The sequence below is a fragment of the Neohoeflea coraliihabitans genome, from assembly GCF_019334345.1.
GTDB lineage: Bacteria > Pseudomonadota > Alphaproteobacteria > Rhizobiales > Rhizobiaceae > Pseudohoeflea > Pseudohoeflea coraliihabitans.
This window is the reverse complement of record NZ_JAHWQX010000001.1, coordinates 40272-62382: the sequence shown is the minus strand read 5'-3', so window position 1 is coordinate 62382 and position 22111 is coordinate 40272. Positions and strand designations below refer to the sequence as shown.

Here is a 22111-nt window from a genome sequence, read left to right as displayed (position 1 = left end):
GGTGCGAGGCGCCTACTGAAAGGCCGTTTCAAAAAAGCTGCGCAGTTTGCGTGAATGCAGGCGCTCCGGCGGCATGTCGGCCAGTTTCTGCATGGCGAGCAGGCCGATCTGCAGATGCTGGTTGACTTGCTGGCGGTAGAAATCCGAGGCCATGCCGGGCAGTTTCAACTCGCCATGCAGGGGCTTGTCGGAGACGCAGAGCAGCGTGCCGTAGGGGACGCGGAAGCGAAACCCGTTGGCCGCAATTGTCGCCGATTCCATGTCGAGAGCGATGGCGCGCGATTGGGACAGACGCTGCACCGGGCCGCGCTGGTCGCGCAGTTCCCAGTTGCGGTTGTCGATGGTGGCCACGGTTCCCGTGCGCATGATGCGTTTGAGATCGTAGCCGTCATAGCCGGTGACCTCCGCCACGGCCTCCTGCACGGCGACCTGCACCTCGGCCAATGCGGGGATCGGCACCCAGGCCGGAAGGTCGTCATCGAGCACATGGTCCTCGCGGACATAGGCGTGGGCCAGAACGTAATCGCCGAGGTTCTGGCTGTGACGCAGCCCTGCGCAGTGTCCGAGCATCAGCCAGGCATGTGGCCGCAGGACGGCGATGTGATCGGTGATCGTCTTGGCATTCGACGGGCCGACGCCAATATTGACCATCGTGATGCCGCCATGCCCGGGCTTGACCAGATGGTAGGCCGGCATTTGCGGCATGCGCGGCGGTGCCAGGCCGCTGATGGGCTCATCAGACCCGGCCGGCGTCAAGAGATTGCCCGGTTCAACGAAGCTGTCGTAGCCGCCGCCGCCCTCGCGCATCAGCTGACGGGCATGGGCGATGAAGTCGTCGATGTAGAACTGATAGTTGGTGAAAAGGACGAAATTCTGGAAATGCGTGGCGCTGGTGGCCGTGTAGTGGGACAGGCGCGCCAGCGAATAATCGATGCGCTGGCCCTTGAAGGGCGCCAGGGGCAGGGGCTCGCCGGGCGCCGGCTCATACAGGCCGTTGACGATTTCATCATCGGTGTTGGACAGGTCGGGTGCATCGAAGAGATCGCGCAGCGGCATGTCGAGGCTCTCCGCCACGGCGGCCTCGACATAGGCGCCCTCACCAAAGGCAAAATGCAGCGGGATCGGGGTTTCCGACTGGGAAATGGTGACGGTCGTCTTGTGGTTCTTGATCAGCAGCGCCAGCTGATCGATCAGATAGGTGCGGAAGAGGCGCGGTCGGCTGATCGTCGTGGCGTAGATGCCCGGTGCGGCGACATGGCCGTAGGACAGGCGTGAATCCACATGCGCAAACGAACTGGTCTGCAGGCTGACCTGCGGATAAAAGGCGCGGTAGCGGCCCTGAGGCTGGGCATGTGCGAGATCTTCAAAGGCTTTGCGCAGGAAGCCGGTATTGCGCTCATACAGTTCGATCAGCGCATCCACCGCCGCCTCTGCATCTTCGAAGACGCGAGGCTGGTAGGCGGGCGGAGTGAGGAAATCGTCGTGCGAATGCTGAAATATTGTGTGTTCCATAGCGACTTATAGCCGGAACTTTGAGCAAAGAAAATGACAGGATCGCGTGGTTGCACGGCCCGGTCCCCAGCCGTTCAGGCTTGGCACAGATTTCTCAGGCCGGGCCATAGCGATTTGACAGTTCATCGCCGCGGCGGGTGGTCCAGTAGATCATGACTATCCAGCCGACGAGCGGAATGAACCAGATGAGCTGCCACCAGCCGGAGCGGCCGATGTCATGCAGACGCCGGGCGGTGACGGCAATGGATGGGATGATGAGCGCCAGCGTGAAAATCGTGTTGAGCGGCGAAAAATCGGCGGCCGCACCGAAGAGCAGTCCATCGAGAAAGCCGGTCACCAGCCCGCCAACGAAATAGAACAGCACATACCACCAGTATTCAGGGCGGCGGGCGCGGCCGGTGAAAGTGGCATATTTGCTCAGAACGGTCTTTACCGAACTGACGAAATCGGTGGGATGCGACGGCAGCGGTCCTTGATCGCCTGGCGGAAAGCTTGCCTGCGCGGTGGTGCCTGCGTGCGGTGGCTGCCCAGGAGCGGCTGTCGCGCCCGCGGTCCCGGCAAAAAGGTGCGGCATGGCGGTGTCTGCCGGCGCCCAGTCGCTCATGCCCTCGCTCCAGACCAGCGTATTTGGGCCGATGATGCCGTCCCGCACGAGAAGCGCGGCTTCCTGCTCGGCGACCGGGCCGCGGCGCTCGTTGTTCTCGGCGTAATACCAGCGGGTTTGGTCCATGCGTCGCCTCGTTCGAAATGCGGAATCACCTGATGGAGGGCAAGCCTAGCATTTCAGATCAGGGGCACAATGGGGCCATCGGTGTCGAGGGGCCCAGGGCAGTGAGGGACCGGGATTTGAGGAGGCGGGGTCCTGCGGCCGAGGCGGCCGACAGGAGGGGCAGGGCGCAAGGGCATATCGGCCGGGGCGGATCAGCCGGCGTTGCGCTGCAGCGAGACGTAAAGGACAAAACCGGCGCCCCCCAGGCCCTGGCTGCCGGTGCCGGCAACGGAATAGGCAAATGCCCCGACCGGCGCAACGAACATGGCAGAGAAGACGAGAATGCGGACGAAGGTATTCAGGGAGCGGGTGGCGGAACGGATCATTGACAGGTCTTCCTCAATTCCAGTCCAGGACGCAGGCGGGATCATCCTGCGCTTGGCACACGTGAATGGCGCTGATGGAGCTCTGGCGGCCGGGTTTGGTGACCACGGCAGTGAGCAGCATGGCGAATATTGCAACGGCGAGGCAGATGATGATGAAGCGCCGGGTGATAATGGCCATCGTCTGATCCCTCCCGTTGATGTTGAGGGGACTATGACGGTTGGCCGCTGAATGGACCCTGAGAGGTCCGTTCATCCTGCGTTCACCTGGCCCGCGGGCCTGAACTGCCGAAGAGCGCAATATATTCAGCGCGCTTGATGACCCGAACCATGTCAGGGGTCGAAAGTGGAGCGTGCTCTGCGGATGGGCGCGTCACTGACAGCAATAAGTGGCAGCATTCGGGCAGGGGCCGATCAGCGCGTGGCTGTGATCGAAAGGCACGCCGCGGCACGCTGGGCAGGCCGCGGCGGGCGGGGACTTGATTGCAGTGCGGTCTGTAAACGGATCGTTCGCCGAAAGGCCTAGAGGCGCTTCCAGTTCTCCGAGCGGCAGAGGATCTTGGCGACGCAACCCTGCATCTTCAGGCTGTTGCCGTTGAGTGTGGCATTGCCGGCATAGGTCTTGTCTTTTTTCGGATCGGTGATCGTGCCTTTATATTTGCCGCCGCTGCCGGAGACGCGGCCGATCTGCTTGCCCTTGTGGGCGCCGGTGGTCAGCGTGACGCAATAGGCGCCGCCGCATTTGCTGATCGCAGCTGTTTCGCCGCTCTTGGTGCGCCACTTGCCTTCAATCGGATCGGCCAGAGCCGGACCTGCCATCAGCGCGGTCAGGGCCAAAGCCAAAGTCGTTGTGCGTATCATGAATGTTCCTCCCTCAAGACGTGCCTCGCACGTCAATTTCTTACTTACAAGCGATTTAGGTAAAGGTAAATCGACAATTTGGCGTTGATGAGGCGATGGGTTTTTCTGGTCCGCTCATGCACCGCAACGGGCATGTTGGAGCCGCGCAGATGGTCGACGCCGGGCGTGCAATCGCGCCGCCTGCCTTGCGGGGTGGTTAGCGCAAGGTTGATTTTGTGCCGGCAAACAAAGCGTAAATTTGAGCGATAATGCCGGCAACAGCGCGCTTTCGGTGCTTAACGAAGTCCCAAATTTACGAAGCATTTGAACTTTCTTCGTCGCAAATTAAGCATGCAATTTAACTGGGTTTTCAAACGCCTGGCGCATTCTCGTCATCAACAACAAGCGCCGGGACAAACCGGCAAAGCGCTGACGACACGGCGGCTTCTCAAGGGCTGACAGGGCCAACGACACAGACAACGATTACAGGGATGAGTTTCATGGCACGTTTTGAAATGCACGAGCAGGACAGGGCCGCTCTCGGCGGGCAAAACCACGCGGAAGTCTATTGCGAAATGGGCTTGATGTACGCCACGGGGCGCGAATGCCGGGTGGATCTGGTTTCAGCGCACAAATGGCTGAATATCGCGGCCGTCAAGGGATCGGACCGGGCCGCCGCGCTGCGCGCCGAACTGGCGGCATCGATGTCTAAAACCGAACTTGCCATGGCGCTGCGCGAAGCACGCGAATGGATGACCATGCACTAAATGACGGGCCCTGAAGGCCGGGTGCAGAAGGTCGGCGCCCGGAGGCTGAGAAGGCAGCGGAGAGACACAGTTTTTTGCCAACCACTGCATTGCGGTTTGCATCGCGGTCCAGCTGTTGATCATGCGGCTGACGCGCCGCCGCGGAAGTTTCCGCAGAAACTTATCTATCCGCGATGCGTTTTCATCGGAAGGAAACAGGGCGAAACGCGCCCTGTGGAACTGATGGAGATCTCATGATGACTTGCTTCGCACCGCAACCCCGCAGCTTTATTCTTGCCGGATTCCTGGTGGGCGCCCTGGTCAGCGGCGCTCAAGCTCAGGACACAATGACGGCCCGCGGCACCTTCGAAGGACAGGCGACGGGCACTGTCGAGCTCGCCCAGACGGCATCCGGGCAATTGCATCTGACGGCTGTGCTGCAAGGCCTTCCGCAAGGTGTGCACGGCTTTCACATTCACGAGAAGGGCGATTGCTCATCCAGCGACTTCAAATCCGCCGGCGGACATCTCGCCGGCGACAAGGCGCATGGCGTCATGGCCGAGGACGGCCCGCATCCGGGCGACTTTCCGAACATTCATGTCAGCACAGATGGCGTCGCGAATATCGAATACTTTTCCAGCGGGCTGAGCTGGGAGATGCTGCACGATCAGGACGGTTCGGCCGTCGTCGTGCATGAAGGGGCCGATGACTACAGCTCGCAGCCGTCGGGAGATGCGGGCAGCCGGCTGGCTTGTGCCGTGCTGAAAGCCGACAATTAGGACCAGCTTGTCGCGCGCTGATCCCTGAGCGCTACACAGGGTCTAGGTAAGCCCTGCCAGCACCGTTGGCAGGGCTTTTTCAAACGCATCGAGCTCTGAAGCGGGGCCGGCCGAGACGCGGATGCAGCGGTCGAGCGGCGCGACACCCGGCATGCGTATGAAAACGCGGTGGGCGTTCAAGCCCTCCAGAATGGAGCGGGCGCGCACTGCGCTGCCACAATCGATCGCAAGGAAATTGGTGGCGCTGGGCAGTGGCTGCAGATCGTTTTGCTCGGCAATTTGCGCCAGACGCTGAAGTGCCGCCGCCACCTGGGCGCGGACATGATCGAGCCAGTGCGCATCCTCAAGGGCGGCGCGGGCGGCGACCTGTCCCAGCCGGTTGACGCCGAAATGATTGCGCACGCGGTGAAAGCGCGCCACGGTCTCGGCTGTGCCGAACACATAGCCGACGCGCAATCCGGCGAGGCCGTGCGCCTTCGAAAAGGTGCGGTAGCGCAGGACGTTCGGCAACTGCGCGAGATCAGACACCGGCGGCAGGACACCGTCCGGTGCGAATTCGCCATAGGCTTCGTCGAGAACCAGCAGCGTGGTGTCCGGCAGGGATCTGGCAAAGGCGGTTACGGCATCCGCCGAATGCCAGCTGCCCATCGGATTGTCGGGATTGGCCAGGTAGACGAGCGGCGCGTCTTCGCGCAGAACCGCGTCGCGCAGGGCCTCCAGATCCTCACGGTCATCGCGATAGGGGACGGTGACCAGGCGTCCGCCATAGCCGGTGACATGATAGTTGAAGGTCGGATACGCCCCGAGCGATGTGACGACCGGCGTGCCGGTCTCGACCACCAGGCGAACGGTCAGGCCGAGCAGGGAATCAATACCCTCTCCGACGATGATCTGCTCGCACGGCAGATCGAGGCGCCGGGCGAGCGCGCTGCAGAGGTCAAAACTTTCGGAATCGCCATAGCGCCAGACAGTCGCGCTGGCCTCCGTGATCGCGGCGATCACCGAGGGTGCCGGGCCGAACCCGCTTTCGTTGGCGCCAAGGCGGGCCATGAAGGGCGTTCCGGCCTGGCGTTCCTGAACCTCCGGACCGACAAAGGGCACGGAGGCCGGCAATTGCTCGGTCAGGGCCGTGAAGCGAGAAAAAGGGGGCATGCGGCGAGCTCCAGCTTGACGTGCGCCAAGCCGTAGCGGCCAAGCCGGCGCGCATCAAGCCGTGAATAAGCATTTGCGACGCGCGCCGGACCGATGGTCCGATCAATCGGTGAAGATCACCGTCACGCCGGGTTCAACCATGCTGGCGATCTCGGCCCCATCCCAGTTCGTCAGGCGCACACAGCCATGCGAGGCGGTCTTGCCAATGGTCGAGGGCTCGGGCGTGCCGTGGATGCCATAGGTCGGTTTCGACAGGGCGATCCACATGGAGCCGACCGGGCCGTTGGGACCGGGCGGAATTTCAAGAACCTTGTCGTTGTCGCCCTGCTTGAAGTTGATCTTCGGATTGTAGGTATAGCCCGGATTGGCGGCGATGCGCTCGATGGTCACGGTGCCGGACGGCGAGGGGGTGTCGGCGGAGCCGATGGTCGCCGGATAGGCAACAAGCAGGTTGCCATCGGCATCGTAGCCGCGCACCTGTTCGCGCTGCTTGTCGGCGATGATCCGGGCGATCTTGCCCTTGCGCTGCGAGCCGGTGTTGACGACCTTGATGATGGTTCCGGGCCGGGAGAAATCGGCATCGGGGTTGATCGCCTCAAGGTAATCCTGATCCATGTGGAATTTCTCGGCGAGCATCTCGAGCGGCGACGTGAAGGCGAGGCGCTCGAGCTTGGCCTTTTCGCCATAATCCGAGGGGATCGAGGCGACAAAGGGACCAGCCGCATCGGCGGCAGTAATCTCGTATTGCGTGAAGGGCAATCCATCGCCGTTGGTCAGGCGATCCATGATATCGGCAATGTCCGTCGGGTCGAGCGTCTCCCCCGTCGCCTCCTGGTAAGCCTTGAGGGCCTTTCGAACATTCGAACCCATGCGTCCGTCAATCACGCCGGGCGAGAAGCCGGCGCGGTCAAGAAAGACCTGCAAGGCGGTGACCTGTTCCCGCTTCAGCGCGGTCATCGGATCGGCGACGACGGGAGCCTGGGGTTCAGAGCTTTCTTCAGCCGAGCCGCCATCGCTGCGCACCGTACCGGTCTGCGGATTGAGGTCGCGGCGTTCGATGCTGGCCTGGGGCGGATCCGGGAAGGTTTCGGTTTGCGGCGTGCCGTTGCGATTGTCCTGATAGGGATCGACCGGGTTGGGGATGACCGGAACCCGGCTGCGATCGATCGGGCGCCCGGCGCGCATGTCCGGCTGCCGCTCCCGCCGCCTGACCGAGGGCGGAGGATGGCCGAACTGGCGCTCATACTGGCGCGGCGTCATGCGGATGGCGATGACCTCGTTCCAACTGTTGATCAGCAATTCGCGGCCTTCGACATCCATTACCGAGCGGACGGTGCCCATTTCCGGGATATTGCGCAGCGGCTGGCCGTTCGGCGTGACGAGGAAGGTTCCGTCACCATATTGCTGGGCCGTGGCTGGCAGCGCCGTCGCCAGGCCGATGGCTGCGAGTGCGAAGAGGGAAACGGACAGTCGACGATGAATCATGGTAAATCTCTGCCAATCAATTGCATAGGACTATATTTTGGGCCGCGTGAGCTGAATGCAAGCTGAACAATGGCGAAAAAGCGGGCATTATTGCGGCATCGCGCCATCGCAGGGCTGCGCATCGGTTTTCGCAGCGGAGCAAGCGGCATCGTTCGCCTCTTTCTTGCCGCGGGTTGCCGTAAGGGAAGGTGTTGCCAAGTCGTCCCCATAGTGTAAACCGCCCGATGACGGGTAAAGCAAAGTATCGGCTAGCGTCACGATATGGCCGCGACAGTCTGATAGGTGCCCGGTGCTGGGGGCCGGATTGCGGCGTGCGCTTTCCGGCGATACGGAGCATACGGCATGCCGAAATTCAAGTTTCATCGGGTCGCGGCTCTTGTGGTGCTGGCGCTGTCGGCTGCCTGGGTGCTGACCGGTGAATTCTCCTCCGTCGGCAGCGCCCTTTCGGAGCAGAAGCCAGAGTCCAGTCCGGACGCCGCGACGCTGCACGCAGATGACGACAAAACTGCTGCTCGCCTCATCACCGCAGAGCCATCCGATATACTGCCAACGGTCGCCGTGGCAGCTCCCGACTTCATCGCGCATCGACGCATCGTGCGCGTGTCGGGGGTCACGGAGCCCGACAAGAAGACCGTGCTGGCGACCCGCAGCGCCGGTGTCATCGAGACGCTGAATGTGACGGAAGGCCAGTTGCTGAAAAGCGGCGACGTGGTCCTGTCTCTGGATGGCAGCGAGAAACAGGCGGCGGTGGAGACGGCGCGCGCCCTTTTGCGCCAGCGAGAAAACGAAGCGGCGAATGTCGACAAGCTGATCGCACGGGGCATTTCGCCGAAAACGCAGGCGGATGACGCGCAGTCGGCACTGACCGCGGCGCGGGCGCAGCTGGAGACCGCGCAGGCGGAATTCGACCGCCTGCAGGTGGTGGCGCCATTCGGCGGCATCGTCGATGCGGTCGAGGTGGAGGAAGGCAGCTGGGCGACGACGGGGGAAGCGGTGGCCACCCTGCTGGCGCTCGATCCGATCATCGCCCGGGGTGAGGTGTCCGAACGCGAACGCGATCTGGTCTCGATCGGCAGCGAGGCGGATGTGGCGCTGGTCGACGGGTCGCTGCTGACCGGCACGGTGCGCTATGTCAGCCGCGAAGCGACGGCGCAGACCCGAACCTTTCCGGTCGAGGTGGCGATCGCAAATCCCGATCGGCGCATTCCGGCCGGCATGACGGCGGAGATACGCCTGAAAGCGGAAGTCGTGCAGGCGGTGAAAGTGCCGCGCTCGGTGGTGACGCTGGATGCTGCCGGAAATCTCGGCGTGCGGGTGGTCGATGCGGACGATGTCACCGCCTTCGTGCCGATCGACCTGATCGATGACACGCCGGACGGGCTGGTCCTCGGCAATGTGCCGGCCGGCGCGCGTATCGTGGTGGCCGGCCAGGACCTGGTTTCCGATGGCGAGAAGGTGCGCGCTCTGCCGGCCGAGGCGGCATTTCCCGATAGCAAACCGGAGGGCAGCGCCGCAATCGGCCTGTCGCTGAAATCCTCCGAGACTTCCGAGGCGGGCGCGGCTGAACGCGGCGCCGTTGCATCGCAATGAGCGTCGTCGACCTGGCGATCCGCAATGCCAGGCTGACGATCGCTGTCCTGTTCTTTCTCGTGCTGGCCGGCACGCTGGCCTATATCGACATCCCGAAGGAAGCCGAACCTGACGTGCAGATCCCGGTGATCTACGTCAGCATGAGCTATCAGGGGATTTCGCCGGAAGACTCCGAGCGGCTGTTGCTGCGGCCGATGGAGACGAAGCTCAAGTCGATCTCGGGCATCAAGGAGATGCGGGCCACGGCCTATCAGGGCGGCGGCAATGTGGTCATCGAATTCCAGGCCGGCGCCGATCTGGACAAGGCGCTCGAGGATGTCCGCAACAAGGTGTCGGACGCCGAGGCGGAACTGCCAGCCGGCGCTGACGAGCCGTCGGTCAACGAGGTCAATATCTCGGAGTTTCCGGTTCTCGTCGTGACCCTGTCCGGGCCGGTGGCCGAGCGGGTGATGACGCGCGCCGCGCATGAATTGCAGGATCGCCTGGAAGAGGTGAACGGGGTTCTCGACGCCAAGCTGCAGGGGGCGCGCGAAGATCTGGTCGAGGTGATCATCGATCCGGTGAAGCTGGATTCCTATGGTTTGCAACTCGACCAGTTGCTGGCTGCCGTGCGTGCCGGCAATTCGGTGGTCGCGGCCGGCGCGCTGGAGGGCGAGCAGGGCCGCTACGCGGTGAAGGTGCCCCTCTTGATCGAGGATGTGGAGGACGTCGCCAACCTGCCCATCGTTGCGGGCGCCAACTCGGTGGTGCGGGCGCGCGACCTGGCGACGATCCGGTCGACATTCAAGGATGCGACGACGGTAACGCGGCTGAACGGCGCACCGGCGATCGCCATCGAGGTGTCAAAGCGCACCGGCGCCAATCTCGTCGAGACCGTCGATGCGGTGAGGGCGGTGGTCGAGGAATTCGAGCCGTTGTTGCCAAAAGGGGCCGAAATCAGCTTCAGCCAGGACAAGTCGCAGACAATCCGGCAATTGCTCAGCGATCTGCAGAACAGCGTGCTGACGGCGGTGATCCTGGTGTTCATCGTCATTCTCTACGCCCTGTCGGGGCGCGCTTCGCTTCTGATCGGGTTTGCCATTCCGGCTTCGTTCCTGATGGGCATACTGGCGCTGTCCCTGGCTGGCATGACGGTCAATCTGGTCGTCCTGTTCTCGCTGATCCTGGCGGTCGGCATGCTGGTCGATGATGCCATCATCGTCACGGAATTTGCCGAACGGCGGATGTCGGAGGGCATGGAGCGGCGGGCGGCATTTTCGCTGGCGGCCAAGCGCATGGCCGGGCCGGTGACAGCGGCGACGCTGACCCGTGTCGCGGCGTTCTCGCCGCTGTTGTTCTGGCCGGGGATCGTCGGCGAATTCATGAAATACCTGCCGATCACGCTGATCGCCACGCTGTCGGCCTCCCTGCTTTACGCGCTGGTGTTCACGCCGACGCTCGGAGCGATGTTCGCCAAGCCGACGCCGGCCGCCAAGGACGGTCGTCGCGGGTTTTATATGTGGACGGTCGACAAGGCGGTGCGGCATCCGTTTATCGTCGTGGCAGCGGTGATCGGTCTTCTGGTCGCCGTGCCGGTGGCCTATGGCAAATACGGTTCGGGGCTCGAATTCTTTCCCGATATCGAGCCGGAATACGGGCTGCTTTACGTGCATGCGCGCGGCAACCTGTCGCTCGAAGAGCAGGATCGGGCGGTGCGGATGGTCGAAGAGCGCATCATCGGCTGGCCGGGCCTGAAGAGCGTTTACACCCGGGTCGGGCAGGTCTCGGGCGGTGGCAACGACGTTGCCGCGGACGTGGTGGGCGTCATTCAGTACGAATTTGTCGACTGGCGCGAGCGCAAGCCGGCGGGCGAGATCCTGGCGGATTTTCGCGCCGAGATGAACGGGTTTCCGGGCGTTGAAATCGAGGTGTCGGTGCCGCAGGGCGGTCCGCCGACCGGCAAGCCGATCCAGATCCGCCTGTCGGCCGCTGATCCGGTGGCGCTGCCGGCGGTGGCGCGGCAAATCGCCGAGCGGCTGCGCCAGGTGCCGGAGGTGGTGGACGTCACCGACGGCCTGCCTCCGCCGGGCATTGACTGGGAGTTGCGGGTCGATCGCTCGGTGGCGGCGCGTTACGGCGTTGGGCCGGCATCGGTCGGCACCGTGGTGCAGCTGGTGACAACCGGGCTCAAACTGACCGATTACCGTCCGGCCGGGGTCGATGATGCGGTGGATATCCGCCTGCGGCTGCCGGAAGAGCGGCGGACGCTGTCGGAGCTGGACAATCTGCGCATCCAGACAAGCCAGGGCGCCGTGCCGATCTCCAATTTCGTGCGCCGTGAGGCGGTGGAGAGCACCGGGACGCTGACACGCATTGATGGGGCGCGAACGATTACCGTTGCGGCCGGCCTGCGTGATGGCGTGCAGGGCGATGCGGTGCGGCGCGGCATTGTCGAAGAGCTCGAGGCGGCGCGGCTCGACCGTCAGGGCATCCGCTACATGCTGGCCGGCGAAGACGAGGAGCAGAAGGATGCGATGGCCTTCTTGTCGAAAGCCTTCGGCGCCGCGATCTTTCTCATCTTCGTTGTGCTTCTGGCGCAGTTCAACAGTTTCGTGTTTGTCGGCCTGGTGCTCTCGGCGGTGGTGATGTCGACCATCGGCGTGTTTCTCGGCCTCTTGATCATGCAGCAGCCCTTCGGAGTGGTGATGACCGGCATCGGCGTCATCGCGCTGGCCGGCGTCGTGGTCAACAACAACATCGTGCTGATCGAGACCTATGCCCTGTTGCGACGTGGCGGCATGGACAAGCTTCCGGCGGTACTGCAGACCTGTGCCGAGCGCGCGCGTCCCGTGGTGCTGACCGCGGTGACCGCCATACTCGGGGTGTTGCCGATCGCCTTCGGCGTCAATCTGGAAATCATGACGCATGAGACGACCTATGGCGCGCCATCGACGCAATGGTGGATCGCCCTGTCGAGCGCCATCGTCTACGGGCTGGCTTTTTCCACCGTGCTGACCCTGATTGTCACACCGGCTCTGTTGATGATCGTCACCCGGTCCAATGACAGTGCGGTGACGCGCCGTCTGGCCACCATCAAGGGGTGGATCAGGGCGCCATTCCGGCGGCGGCAGAAAGCAGTGTCGCAACCCTAGTTCATCCGCGTGGCGGGGTGCAGGCGGCACGCATCAGGGCAATGGCCTCTGGCGCTCCATCAAGGTGCAATGTCTTGCGGCGACCGGCCAGGGCGTAGCTGGCTTGCCTGCCGGTGGCGAGCGCCTCGAGCAGCGGTGTGTCGATGGGCAGCGGATCGATCCGCGGCAGTACCACGCCGGTCATCACGTCGTAATAGCCGGTGCCGGACAGGGTGAAAGTGCTGCCGTCAATGGTCAGCTGCATTGTCACCGGCGCGGAATCCTGCAACGACCCGGTGGTCACGTTGGCCGTCACGGCGATGTCGGGCGCGGACGTGGTGCATTCGAAAAGCAGAAAATTGCCGCTGCGGTTGGTGCGGCACAGGCCATAGCCGGCGGCGCCGCCATCGGCAGCTGCGGCATAGCCGTGCCAGGCGCGATCATCGATGCAGGGTCCGGCGATCTCGGCGGGCAGCGCCGCCGGCTCGGTCGGGTCCGCCGCCTTCTTTTCGTCGCTGGCAAGTCTCGACCAGAGATATTTGGTGCCATTGTAGCGGCCGATCATCAGACCATTGTTGGTGCGGCTTGTCAGATCATGCATGCCGCGGGTGGTCTCGCCAAGCAACTGCAGATCACCGCCGGCACGCTCATCGTAAAGCGTGAAGGCCCCATCGTGCTCCTGACGAATGATCAGTTGCGTGCAGCCGAGCGAGCCGCAATTGGCAAGGTCCTCGAACTGCAGGGCATAGATGGCGCGCGGCGCGAGACCGGTCGCCGCCGGTTTGCTGACCGGGCCGGTGCGAAACAGGCGGACCACGCTGTCGGGAGCGAGGTAGCCGGTCTTGCGCAGATAGGCCCGCAGGCCGGGCAGGCTGTCGAGATCGACCAGCCCGATCGAGATAGGCGCGCTCGGATTGTCTGTCTCATCGGCGCTGGTCGGCGCCGCGTCGCTGGTCGCTGGTTGCGCCCGTGATGCGGCGGCGGATGCGGTCACGATCAACAGCGCAAGGGCGAGCGCAAACAGGCGCGACGGCGGGGGCGCGCGGTGTCTCAGGCGATGGATCGTGTGACAGGGCATGGCTTGTCCGGAAAGCAGGCATCAGCGTTATCGTCGTAGCGCTAGCAAAAAAGTGCTGCCGGAAACAGAAAAAGGTTCGGCCCGGTGCGGGGAACACCGGGCCGTAAGAGCCGATCGAAAATCACGGGGGGACAGTCCGTTCCTTTCGCTGGAGGTCGGCTATTTCTTTATCGTCTCGCCGCGATCAGTTGGCCGAAGCGAGAACCGAATTATAGGCCGTCCGCAGAGCTGCGACATCATTGCCGTCAAGCGCCAGAGTGACATTGGTGTCGGTCAGGGTGGCCAGACGGGCCGGAACATAGATCTCGACTTCGGAATTGGGATCATCGGTGATGACCAGATCGGTGATGTAGCCATCCTCATCGATCAGGGCGTCGACGACATAACCGAGGTTCTCACCATTCTCGGCGGTCACGGTCATGCCCAGCCAGGCATCGTTGAGCTCGTGATCAGCCGATTCTTCACCGGCCGGCGCGCTGCCGAAGCGGGCGTCGAAATTCGGGTCCGCATAGGCCATCACGGTGGCCGGGGCGGTGCGCGGTCCCTTGACAACGTTTTCCAGCTGGAAAGCATTGACAGAGGACGCAGCTGCGAGAACCGAGCCGGCCACAAAAACGGTGGCGGCAACGTGGCGGAAGGCGGTCTTGACGATTGCGTTGTTCATTCGGCATTTCGGTGCTCTTCCGAGCACCGCCTCCTTGCAAAACTTGTGATCCGGCCTTTTCTGCCTGCCATTGCAACTGACGTCTGTGTCGGTGTGCAACCGCGGTCCGGAATTGCCAGTAAAACGCCGGCCGCGCCGGAATAGTTCCACAAGGAGGTGTGTGAGACCGGTCTCAGACCGATATCGACCGCGTCGGTGACACTCTCGCGACAGGCTAACGGCTTGAAAACAATGAGCAGCCGGGGGCGTTGAGTAAAATGATCAATAAAATGTGAATTTGGCGCGCGAAACGGCCCGCGACGTGTGGATTGTGCAATGCGGGGGGATATAGTGCGCTTGAAACGCAAGTCCAGTGCTGCAAGGAGCCGCCATGAATGTCGTCGTTTATCACAATCCCGAATGCGGCACATCGCGCAACACCCTGGCGCTGATCCGCGAGCGCGGCATAGAGCCGGTGGTGATCGAATATCTGAAAGAGGGATGGACCCGGCCGCAACTGCTCGGCCTTTTTGCGGCAGCTGGCCTGACGCCGCGGCAAGCCTTGCGGGTCAGCAAATCGCCAGCCGAGGAGCTCGGACTGACGGATGAATCGGTTGATGACGACCGTTTGCTCGATGCGATGGTGGCGCATCCCGTGCTGGTCAACCGGCCGATCGTGTGCACCGAAAACGGCGTGCGGCTCTGCCGTCCGAAGGAGATGGTGCTCGATCTCATTGATGGCGTCGAACGCGGCGCCTAAGGGTCAGCAGTCAGGCGCGCAAGTTCCGGCAGATATTCGGCATAGGCGCGCCAGTTGCCGCGTGAGGAGGCATATAGGGGTCGGCGCACCTGGGCGGCGCTGGCGGTGCGGACCGGCCTGCGGGTCTCGTGAAACGCCATGACCTGGCTGTCGAAGGGAAGGTCGCAGCGTGCCAGCAAGGCGCGGATCTCGGTTTCCGGGTCTGCGATCAGCCGCTCGTACTCGGCTTCGATGATGGTGTCGCCGAACAGCGCATGCCAGTGCGCCATCAGGTCCTGGTACAGGCCATAATAGTGGACCAGATCGTCGATATCATAGGCAAATGCCAGCCCGTTGCCGCTGAAATTGGTGCGGTAGATCGACAGGCAGGTGTCGCGCGGGTCGCGGCGGCAATGGATGATCCGCGCCTTCGGCAAGATCAGACGAATAAGGCCGATCAGCATGAAGTTGCCCGGCATCTTGTCGGTGATGAAGCGCGCTTGAGGCGCCTGGGCCTGCAACTGACGCAGATAGTTGCGGCCGACGGTTGCCGAGGCGCCCCTGGACAGGGCGGCGGCGAAGGCCGGCGGTGTGGCGCTGTCCTTCGGCCCCTGCGGACCGCCGGCGATATCGCGCAACAGCGTCAGTTCGCCGGCGCCGTGTACCTGCGGATGGCTGGCAAGGATCTGTTCGATCAGCGAGGTGCCCGAGCGCGGCATGCCGAGGATGAAGAGCGGCGTGTCATCGGGATGACCGAAGCCGGCGCGCTCGGCGAAGAAGTCGGCATCGAAGACCCGCGTGGTTTCCGCGAAGGCGGCCTCGACCTCGGAACGCTGATAATCGAGGTCCTGGCGGCGGCGGGTGTTGGCGGCCCGAAGGGTCGTCGCGGCGCGGTGATAGTCGCCGCGGTCGTGGGCGATCTTGCTGAGCGCAAAATCAATCTGCATGCGATCGTGCGATCCCTCCAAGGTGGCCTCGCGCGCTGCTTCGATGCTGGCAATGTCGGCATCGCTCAACGTATCGGCCAGCATCACCCAGGCGAGAATGGCTTCGGCATGCGGAGGGGCAAGCACTGTAGCCTTGCGAAGATGCGTGCCTGCTTCCACCAGATCTCCGGCCTCGCGGCAGGCAAGGCCGAGACCGAAATGCGCCTCGGCATGGTCCGGGTGTTCTTCTAGCAGGGCGCGATAGGCGTTCGCTGCCGCCTCGGTTTCGCCGTTGCGCAACAGGGCCGAGGCAAGGTTGGCGCGCAACAGCGGCGCACCAGGCCGGAAGGACAGGGCCTTGGCATGATGCGCGACCGCCTTGTCGGGATGGCCGAGCTGCATCTCGACATTGGCCAGGTTGGTGTGGGCCTCGAGATAGGCCGGCTGCAGGCGTATGGCGATCTGCAGACTTTGCCGTGCTTCGCGCCACTGCCCGGTTTGCGACAAGGCGAGGCCAAGATTGGCATGGATGACCGGGTTCTTGCGATTGCCCGACAGTGCGCTGCGAAGATGAGTCAAAGCCTCGCTGTTATGACCGGATGACAGCGCCAAAAGGCCAGTGAGAAGATTGGCCTCGGAATGATTCGGATCGCCGGCGAGAATCTTCTGGCACAGGGCCGCGCATTCGTCATGGCGTCCGGCCTGGAAGAGCGCACCCGCCTGGCGCACCATCTGTTCCTCGATGGCGGCAGCCGGGCGGCCCGCCGCGCCGCGTCCCGCATTCGGGGAGCCGCGTCCAGCATTAGGGGCTGCCCTGCGTTGCTTGCGGTTCATGGTCTAATCCTCGTGGCCGGGCAGCGCGCCGGATGCGCATGGATGCCTTCTCTCGCGCCGGATGCGCATGGGTGCCTTCTATAAAGGCGGAGGTGGCGTATTTCCAGAGGCGCGGCGCAGGGCGACGACATCGTCGACCTGGTCGAAAACCTCGAACCCGGCCTCAGCTGCAAGCGCGAAGAATTCGGCGACGGTTCGCCCCTCCTGCGCATAAAGGCCGGGATGAAATTCGATGAATGCCATGCGGCAATGGGCGAGCGCGCCGCGTTCATTGGCCAGAACTTCGAGCTCCATGGCCTCGATGTCCATGATCAAGGTATAGCCGTCGCCGGCATTGATCGCCGCGATCTGCTCGGCGAGGGTGGTCGTCGGAACCGTTATGTCCCCTTCGCCGGCAGGTGCTACGCGCGAGCCAAGGGTGTTCTCTCCGGCGGTAAAGGCGACCTCCTGGGCGCCATAGGCGACTGCTGCCCACACCACATCGGTGCCTTCGCCGGCGCGGGCCCTAACGGCGTTGTGCCGGCAAATGTCGATCAAGGCAGGGTTGGCCTCGACGATACGATGGCGAATGCGCGGCGAAAGACGCGAGGCGATGAAGGCACTGACAACGCCGATCGACCCGCCCAACTCGATGACGGGAGAGTCCGGATCAAGGTGGCGGGCGATAATCTCCCGCTCCGCTTCCTCATACATTCCGCGCATCAGCTGGCGCTTGAGCGAGAACATCACGGTGTCGGGGACGGTGATCCTTATGCCGTGATAGCTGAAATCAGGACCGTTGAGGGCGTGGTGGATTGCCAGGCGGAGCTTGCGTGTCACAAGCCGGCTGAATTTTACCTTGCCGCCATGTTCGTAGCGACGGAGACCTTTGAACTGAAACAATGTTTAGGGTTCCATCGCGAGCGGGTCGCCGCTGTGTCTTGTGCAAAGTCCTTCTGACAACGGTTGTGTCAAGAAAGCCGCGTCGCGGTCAAGGGCAGCACCTCAGATCGCCAGTTCGTCGAAGTCGTCAAAGACGGCGCGCAGCCGGTCGCGATAAGCCGTCTTGTCGTAGCGATAGCGGCTGACGGTGGCAGCGAACTGGGCCGGTGCGGAAAACAGGTCGGCGGTTTCCGGCACCATTTCCTTCGCCGCGTCGACGGTGGTCATGTAGTCATCGAACTTGAAGCGGCCCCCGCGCATGGTCTCGGAGGGCGCCACCCAGACATTCGGGATCTGAAGCGCGTCGGCGGTTATCATTCCGTGCAGCGATTGGCAGAAAACCGTTTCGCAGGCGGCAATCTGCCGGACAACCGACCAGACCGGGCCGGAGGGATCGATGACGTGATGCCCGTGCCGGTCCATCGTTTTCCAGCGGTCGATGCTATCCACATGCGGGACAAAGCCGAAAGCATGGTGTTTCACCTTTGGCGCCTCGAAAATCTCGCTGATCAGCACCGCCGGGTCACCGAGCAGAAGGTCATCCTCATGGTGTGCCAGGGCCTGTCGCGACAGTTCGCCACGCACGGCGACCGCTGAGCCCTCTATGCGTGTGTCCGGGCCCGGCGGGCAAAGCAGGCCGCTGCCGCAGATGATCGAGGCGGGAAGCGATTTGCCAAGGATACTACCCATCCCGAGCAGATGCGGGTGCAGACGGTTTGCGGGAAACCGGACCGGTACCCCGGCCAGCTTTTCGAAGAGGTCGGGGTTGAGATCGTCTCCAAAATTCGGTCGGCCGACATGCCACCACAGGGGCACCCGCTTGCCGGAAGCGAGGCGCCAGCGCCAGTAGCGGCGCTGTTTTTCCAGTTTTGCCAATGGATGCTTCATCGGGTGTCAGACAAGTCCATTGTAGGTGCGAACCCAGCTGCGATAGGCGGCCCGGCTGAGATTGCGGCCCAGTTTGTGAAACAGCGGCCGCTTGTGCGTCTGGATGGTCGAACCGCCCAGCGTTTGCGAAATCTCGCGGACCACGACCGGATGCACCGACGAGACGGGAAGCTTGTGCAGCCAGCGCATCTGCAGAAAGACATCAACAGGCCGGTCAAAGGTCTCGGTCAGCGCCAGCAGGTGGCGCGCCGCATCGCGGCCGACACATTGCATGATCATCGCCAGCCCCGGCGAGATCTCGCGCCGGATGGTGATCGGCGTGCCGCATACACTCGGACCCTCGAGCAGGAGCGGCGGCACCCGCCCACGGCATTTGTGGGGAAAGCGGACGATATCGCGCGGCCCGATGAACGTCTCCACCAGCCTTAAAGCTTCCGGAAAGCGGTCTGTATCGATTTGTGCGTCATCCTCGACGATGATGGCGGCCTCATCGCCGGACTCGACAATGGCGCGCCAGGCCTTGCGGTGCGACAGGAAACAGGCGATCTCCGCACGCGACAGGCGGAACGGGTAGGGAAGCCAGAAGCGTGAGCGCTGATAAACGGCGTCGATATCGTCCTGGTTCAATTGCGCTCCGGCCACGGCGTCGACGATGTGGGTCGGCCCCGGCAGGCAGTTCTGCAGATGCCGGACATTCTGCTGGCGGTTCACCGAGTTGCGCAGATGGATGATATAGGCCTGCATCTTCAGGATCGCGGCCGCTGCTGGGCGATCGAAAGCCGCGACAAGACGGCCGGAACGGAGAGGCGCTTTTTCGCCTTGCGCAATTGCGGATGCTCGGAGAAAGGGTGGCTAAAAAGGCCGCAACCCTTGCAACTTCCCGCCATGCCACATTCCTGTTCCCAGCATCGCACCGAGTGATCCCAATCGAGGGCAAGGCGTTCGAGATGGAGGTTGCTTGAACTCTTGAGAAATATCAGGTCGTCCGGCGTGGCGGTCCGACGCAGATATTCGGCGGTCTCTCCCACGGATCTGATGGCTTTGAAGGCGCCCGCGGCGGTGACCTCCTCGCTGACCTGGGCATGACGCTGGTTGTCGCCGACCAGCACGACCTCGTCCGCATTGCGCAGCGCGACCTGGCAGGCTTCCCGGTATTTTGGGCGCGGATTGCCGCGGTAATCGGCAATATGACCGAGGATGATGCGTTTGCGACGGGGGCTGTCCAGCCGGCCAAAGCTCTCTATTGCGGTGATCAGCGTGTCCCAGGGCGCCTTGGTGGTGTCGAGGATGAATTGCGGACCGCGGCGGGTCGACATCATGTAGAAGCGACCGAACAGACCGGGGAAGGTGGCCACGCCCTCGACCACCAGTTCATCAGGCACCCCAAGTTCAAGCGCGGCGATGGCGGCGGCGGCCGTCGGCACCCAGAAGTGCTCGGCGAGAAAGCCGGTCTGAAGCTCGAGATTGCGACCGTGCCCCTTTATTTCGAGGGTCAGCCCCTCAGGACCGGGGCGCCTCGGCAGGATGAGATAGTCGGCCTCGGCCTTGTGGCGCGAGAAGGTGATGACCTTCTGTTCGGTCAGGGCGGCCATGGCGATGACCTGATCGTCATCGGCATTGAGAATGGCGCAGCCGCCGGGCCGGACAGCGGCAACCAGCTTGCCTTTCTCTTCGGCAACGCCCTGCCGGCCGCGAAAACTGCTGTAATGCTCGTTTGTGACCAGGGTGACGATGGCCATATCCGGCTGCAGCAGGCCGGTAATCGGGTCCATGTCTCCCTTCTTGGCGATGCCGGTTTCAAATACGGCGAAAGCGAGATCGGCGGGCAACTTGCGGACGGCGCGTTGCAGCCACGGGAAGGTGTTGGAGATGGTCTGGCTTGCCGTCGGACGATGCAGATTAAGAATGTGCGCCAGCAAGGTCGAGGTGGTCGATTTGCCGGAACTGCCGGTCACGCAGACAAATTTCGCCTTGCTGCGGGCCCGCTTCCAACGCGCCGCCTCGCGACGCACGCGCTGTTCGGCAGATTTTACCAAAGCGCGGCGCAGGTCGCTGAATGACTGAATCGGAACCGTCATTTCGGCCCTGGTGTGGTTGCGCTGTCTTCGAGCGGGCTGGGAGATTGCCATTGCACCTGACCCGCCAGCAGCATTCGCTGCACCTTTCCGGTTGCGCCGGTCGGAATGCGGTCGCCAATCACGATATGGCGCGGCACCTTGAATGCGGCCACACGTTGGCGCGTGAATTCGCGAAGCTCATTGATATCAATCTCCGCACCGGGTTGCGGCACGATGACGGCAGCGATGTCCTCGCCGAGCAGCGGATGCGGCACGGCGAACGTCACCGCCTGGGCAATCTGCGGGTAGCGGAGCAGGACGGCGTCGATCTCCAAAGGGGCAATCTTTTCGCCACCGCGATTGATGATTTCCTTGAGGCGCCCCTCGATCCGCAGACGGCCATCGCGCTGCAGGCAGCCAAGGTCGCCGGTGCGGAACCAGCCATTGGTGAAGGCGGTCGCGTTGGCATCCGGATTATCCAGATAGCCATCATGCACATTGGCGCCGCGAATAACGATTTCGCCGGAGGTGCCGGCTGGAAGGAGATTGCCATCGGAATCCATGATCGCCACGTCGGCTCCGGTGGCATATCCGACCGATGCCGGCTGTTGTTGACCGGGCGCGATGGGGTTGGTGCTGATCTGGTGCGCGGCCTCGGTCATGCCATACGCCTCGATCACCGGACAATCGAACATGGCTTCAAGCTCGGCATGAACGCGGGCCGGCAGGGCAGCCGAAGAGGAGCGCACGAAGCGCAGCCGGCCCCTGTATGATCCTTCGGGCTGGCGTGCCAGACGCTCGATCGCCGCCTGATGCATGGTCGGCACTGCGGTGAACCATGTGGGATCGTGGGCGTCGAGCCAGCCGGCAAATCGCATTGCGTTGAAGCCGGGCGTGCAGATGATGGTGCCGCCCGAGGCGATGGTCGACGCCAAAGCGGCGATCAGGCCGTGAATATGAAACAGCGGCATAACGTTCAGACAGCGATCCGCCGGTGTCAGGGCCAGGGCGTTGGTGATCGAGGCAATCGATGCCTGCAGATTGCGCTGGCGCAATCCGACCTTCTTTGGTCTGCCGGTGGTCCCGGAGGTGTGCAGGATGAGAGCGATGTCATCGGGCTGGTTGCGTGCGCCCGGCCCCCCGTTCACTGAGGCTTGAGCTGGCGGAGCAGTGAAGTCGACGGCGCCTTCAAGATGGAAGGTGCCGGCTGGCGCAGCCGGGTCGAAGACGAGGTCGAGAATGGGAATTTTCGCGGCGCTGGCAGCAGCGCGCGCGGCCGGCATCTGTCCGGCCGGCACGATGAGAAGATCAGCCGGCAGATCGTCCAGGTAGAAGGCAAGCTCCTCCTCGCTATAGGCAGGATTGAGCGGCGCGGCGGTGGCGATTTCCGAAATTCCGAGAAAAGCGGTGGCCATCTCCGGCCCGTTCGGCAGGCACAGGGCGATGATGCTGTGCGGGCCAAAGCCGCGTTGGCCAAGATCGCCGACGACAGCGTCAATCTGTCGTGCCAAGGCGGCATAGGTCAGCGGCGACCGGTCGGGCGCGGCTATCGCAATGGCATCGACCTGATGCGGCGCACTCTGCAAGGCGCATGTTCGCACGGACTGCATGGCCCAGCCTCTTGCATCCTATTATGCCCCTTGCGTTCAGGATATAGCTCACAGGCCCTTACTTGTCTAAACGATATTGTGATAATTCACGGACTTACGGTTGCTCAGA

Annotated in this window: 20 protein-coding genes; 5 read left to right on the top strand and 15 right to left on the bottom strand. The window is 63.1% G+C overall.

The features are described from left to right. Window positions 1-12 precede the first annotated feature (12 nt). The 5 genes from KY465_RS00375 to KY465_RS00355 all read right to left on the bottom strand — a co-directional run bounded on the left by KY465_RS00375 (window position 13) and on the right by KY465_RS00355 (window position 3465). Complete coding sequence (locus KY465_RS00375) at window positions 13-1512, bottom strand: AMP nucleosidase (protein ID WP_219157194.1); 1500 nt, start codon at window positions 1510-1512, stop codon at window positions 13-15. Window positions 1513-1606: 94 nt separating this feature from the next. Beyond that, entirely contained in the window at window positions 1607-2242 is a 636-nt protein-coding gene (locus KY465_RS00370; protein WP_219157191.1) for a DUF805 domain-containing protein, read from the bottom strand. Window positions 2243-2433: 191 nt separating this feature from the next. Further along, window positions 2434-2607, bottom strand: coding sequence for a hypothetical protein (locus KY465_RS00365; RefSeq protein ID WP_219157188.1), 174 nt, complete (start codon window positions 2605-2607; stop codon window positions 2434-2436). Between the two features lie 13 nt (window positions 2608-2620). Beyond that, window positions 2621-2785, bottom strand: coding sequence for a hypothetical protein (locus tag KY465_RS00360; RefSeq protein ID WP_219157185.1), 165 nt, complete (start codon window positions 2783-2785; stop codon window positions 2621-2623). A gap of 341 nt (window positions 2786-3126) precedes the next feature. Next, window positions 3127-3465, bottom strand: coding sequence for a DUF2147 domain-containing protein (locus tag KY465_RS00355; protein ID WP_219157182.1), 339 nt, complete (start codon window positions 3463-3465; stop codon window positions 3127-3129). 479 nt (window positions 3466-3944) lie between these two features. Here KY465_RS00355 and KY465_RS00350 point away from each other — a divergent pair, with 479 nt between their 5' ends. Continuing rightward, window positions 3945-4211, top strand: coding sequence for a sel1 repeat family protein (locus KY465_RS00350; protein WP_219157180.1), 267 nt, complete (start codon window positions 3945-3947; stop codon window positions 4209-4211). Between the two features lie 233 nt (window positions 4212-4444). After that, on the top strand, window positions 4445-4969 hold the full coding sequence (locus tag KY465_RS00345; protein WP_219157177.1) for a superoxide dismutase family protein: 525 nt from the start codon (window positions 4445-4447) through the stop codon (window positions 4967-4969). Between the two features lie 42 nt (window positions 4970-5011). Here the strand turns inward: KY465_RS00345 and KY465_RS00340 are convergent, their stop codons facing one another. Then, the gene (locus tag KY465_RS00340) at window positions 5012-6121 is read right to left on the bottom strand and encodes a pyridoxal phosphate-dependent aminotransferase (RefSeq protein ID WP_219157174.1); all 1110 of its coding nucleotides are present in this window, start codon (window positions 6119-6121) and stop codon (window positions 5012-5014) included. Between the two features lie 102 nt (window positions 6122-6223). Further along, on the bottom strand, window positions 6224-7606 hold the full coding sequence (locus KY465_RS00335) for a L,D-transpeptidase family protein (RefSeq protein WP_219157171.1): 1383 nt from the start codon (window positions 7604-7606) through the stop codon (window positions 6224-6226). A gap of 342 nt (window positions 7607-7948) precedes the next feature. Between KY465_RS00335 and KY465_RS00330 the strand changes: the two genes are divergently transcribed. Then, complete coding sequence (locus KY465_RS00330) at window positions 7949-9196, top strand: efflux RND transporter periplasmic adaptor subunit (RefSeq protein WP_219157169.1); 1248 nt, start codon at window positions 7949-7951, stop codon at window positions 9194-9196. Beyond that, a complete protein-coding gene (locus tag KY465_RS00325; RefSeq protein WP_219157166.1) occupies window positions 9193-12327 on the top strand; it encodes an efflux RND transporter permease subunit in 3135 nt (1044 codons plus the stop codon). The genes KY465_RS00330 and KY465_RS00325 overlap by 4 nt, the downstream gene beginning before the upstream one ends. A 1-nt stretch (window position 12328) precedes the next feature. Here the strand turns inward: KY465_RS00325 and KY465_RS00320 are convergent, their stop codons facing one another. Together KY465_RS00320 and KY465_RS00315 are read right to left on the bottom strand one after the other, a co-directional pair. Then, a complete protein-coding gene (locus KY465_RS00320; RefSeq protein ID WP_219157163.1) occupies window positions 12329-13384 on the bottom strand; it encodes a hypothetical protein in 1056 nt (351 codons plus the stop codon). Window positions 13385-13568: 184 nt separating this feature from the next. Continuing rightward, window positions 13569-14048 carry a PRC-barrel domain-containing protein gene (locus KY465_RS00315; protein WP_219157160.1) on the bottom strand — a complete coding sequence of 160 codons (480 nt, stop codon included), beginning with the start codon at window positions 14046-14048 and terminating at the stop codon, window positions 13569-13571. Window positions 14049-14418: 370 nt separating this feature from the next. Here KY465_RS00315 and arsC point away from each other — a divergent pair, with 370 nt between their 5' ends. Further along, window positions 14419-14787, top strand: coding sequence for an arsenate reductase (glutaredoxin) (gene arsC, locus KY465_RS00310; protein WP_219157157.1), 369 nt, complete (start codon window positions 14419-14421; stop codon window positions 14785-14787). On the opposite strand, the gene KY465_RS00305 is transcribed toward arsC, so the two are convergent. From KY465_RS00305 to KY465_RS00280, 6 genes are all read right to left on the bottom strand, one after another. Further along, a complete protein-coding gene (locus KY465_RS00305) occupies window positions 14784-16526 on the bottom strand; it encodes a tetratricopeptide repeat-containing sulfotransferase family protein (RefSeq protein ID WP_219157154.1) in 1743 nt (580 codons plus the stop codon). The genes arsC and KY465_RS00305 overlap by 4 nt on opposite strands. A gap of 78 nt (window positions 16527-16604) precedes the next feature. Continuing rightward, complete coding sequence (locus tag KY465_RS00300) at window positions 16605-17408, bottom strand: FkbM family methyltransferase (protein WP_219157151.1); 804 nt, start codon at window positions 17406-17408, stop codon at window positions 16605-16607. Window positions 17409-17510: 102 nt separating this feature from the next. Then, window positions 17511-18335, bottom strand: coding sequence for a polysaccharide pyruvyl transferase family protein (locus KY465_RS00295; RefSeq protein ID WP_219157148.1), 825 nt, complete (start codon window positions 18333-18335; stop codon window positions 17511-17513). Between the two features lie 6 nt (window positions 18336-18341). After that, entirely contained in the window at window positions 18342-19079 is a 738-nt protein-coding gene (locus KY465_RS00290) for a glycosyltransferase family 25 protein (RefSeq protein ID WP_219157145.1), read from the bottom strand. Window positions 19080-19081: 2 nt separating this feature from the next. Further along, a complete protein-coding gene (locus KY465_RS00285; protein ID WP_219157142.1) occupies window positions 19082-20413 on the bottom strand; it encodes a Mur ligase family protein in 1332 nt (443 codons plus the stop codon). Next, a complete protein-coding gene (locus tag KY465_RS00280; RefSeq protein ID WP_219157139.1) occupies window positions 20410-22002 on the bottom strand; it encodes an acyl--CoA ligase in 1593 nt (530 codons plus the stop codon). The genes KY465_RS00285 and KY465_RS00280 overlap by 4 nt, the downstream gene beginning before the upstream one ends. Between the last annotated feature and the right edge of the window lie 109 nt (window positions 22003-22111).

What these genes read in the sequence shown, in the direction of transcription:
- KY465_RS00375 (WP_219157194.1), bottom strand. Translation starts at nt 1,512, where the DNA reads ATGGAACACACAATATTTCAGCATTCGCACGACGATTTCCTCACTCCG.
- KY465_RS00370 (WP_219157191.1), bottom strand. Translation starts at nt 2,242, where the DNA reads ATGGACCAAACCCGCTGGTATTACGCCGAGAACAACGAGCGCCGCGGC.
- KY465_RS00365 (WP_219157188.1), bottom strand. Translation starts at nt 2,607, where the DNA reads ATGATCCGTTCCGCCACCCGCTCCCTGAATACCTTCGTCCGCATTCTC.
- KY465_RS00360 (WP_219157185.1), bottom strand. Translation starts at nt 2,785, where the DNA reads ATGGCCATTATCACCCGGCGCTTCATCATCATCTGCCTCGCCGTTGCA.
- KY465_RS00355 (WP_219157182.1), bottom strand. Translation starts at nt 3,465, where the DNA reads ATGATACGCACAACGACTTTGGCTTTGGCCCTGACCGCGCTGATGGCA.
- KY465_RS00350 (WP_219157180.1), top strand. Translation starts at nt 3,945, where the DNA reads ATGGCACGTTTTGAAATGCACGAGCAGGACAGGGCCGCTCTCGGCGGG.
- KY465_RS00345 (WP_219157177.1), top strand. Translation starts at nt 4,445, where the DNA reads ATGATGACTTGCTTCGCACCGCAACCCCGCAGCTTTATTCTTGCCGGA.
- KY465_RS00340 (WP_219157174.1), bottom strand. Translation starts at nt 6,121, where the DNA reads ATGCCCCCTTTTTCTCGCTTCACGGCCCTGACCGAGCAATTGCCGGCC.
- KY465_RS00335 (WP_219157171.1), bottom strand. Translation starts at nt 7,606, where the DNA reads ATGATTCATCGTCGACTGTCCGTTTCCCTCTTCGCACTCGCAGCCATC.
- KY465_RS00330 (WP_219157169.1), top strand. Translation starts at nt 7,949, where the DNA reads ATGCCGAAATTCAAGTTTCATCGGGTCGCGGCTCTTGTGGTGCTGGCG.
- KY465_RS00325 (WP_219157166.1), top strand. Translation starts at nt 9,193, where the DNA reads ATGAGCGTCGTCGACCTGGCGATCCGCAATGCCAGGCTGACGATCGCT.
- KY465_RS00320 (WP_219157163.1), bottom strand. Translation starts at nt 13,384, where the DNA reads ATGCCCTGTCACACGATCCATCGCCTGAGACACCGCGCGCCCCCGCCG.
- KY465_RS00315 (WP_219157160.1), bottom strand. Translation starts at nt 14,048, where the DNA reads ATGAACAACGCAATCGTCAAGACCGCCTTCCGCCACGTTGCCGCCACC.
- arsC (WP_219157157.1), top strand. Translation starts at nt 14,419, where the DNA reads ATGAATGTCGTCGTTTATCACAATCCCGAATGCGGCACATCGCGCAAC.
- KY465_RS00305 (WP_219157154.1), bottom strand. Translation starts at nt 16,526, where the DNA reads ATGAACCGCAAGCAACGCAGGGCAGCCCCTAATGCTGGACGCGGCTCC.
- KY465_RS00295 (WP_219157148.1), bottom strand. Translation starts at nt 18,335, where the DNA reads ATGAAGCATCCATTGGCAAAACTGGAAAAACAGCGCCGCTACTGGCGC.
- KY465_RS00290 (WP_219157145.1), bottom strand. Translation starts at nt 19,079, where the DNA reads ATGCAGGCCTATATCATCCATCTGCGCAACTCGGTGAACCGCCAGCAG.
- KY465_RS00285 (WP_219157142.1), bottom strand. Translation starts at nt 20,413, where the DNA reads ATGACGGTTCCGATTCAGTCATTCAGCGACCTGCGCCGCGCTTTGGTA.
- KY465_RS00280 (WP_219157139.1), bottom strand. Translation starts at nt 22,002, where the DNA reads ATGCAGTCCGTGCGAACATGCGCCTTGCAGAGTGCGCCGCATCAGGTC.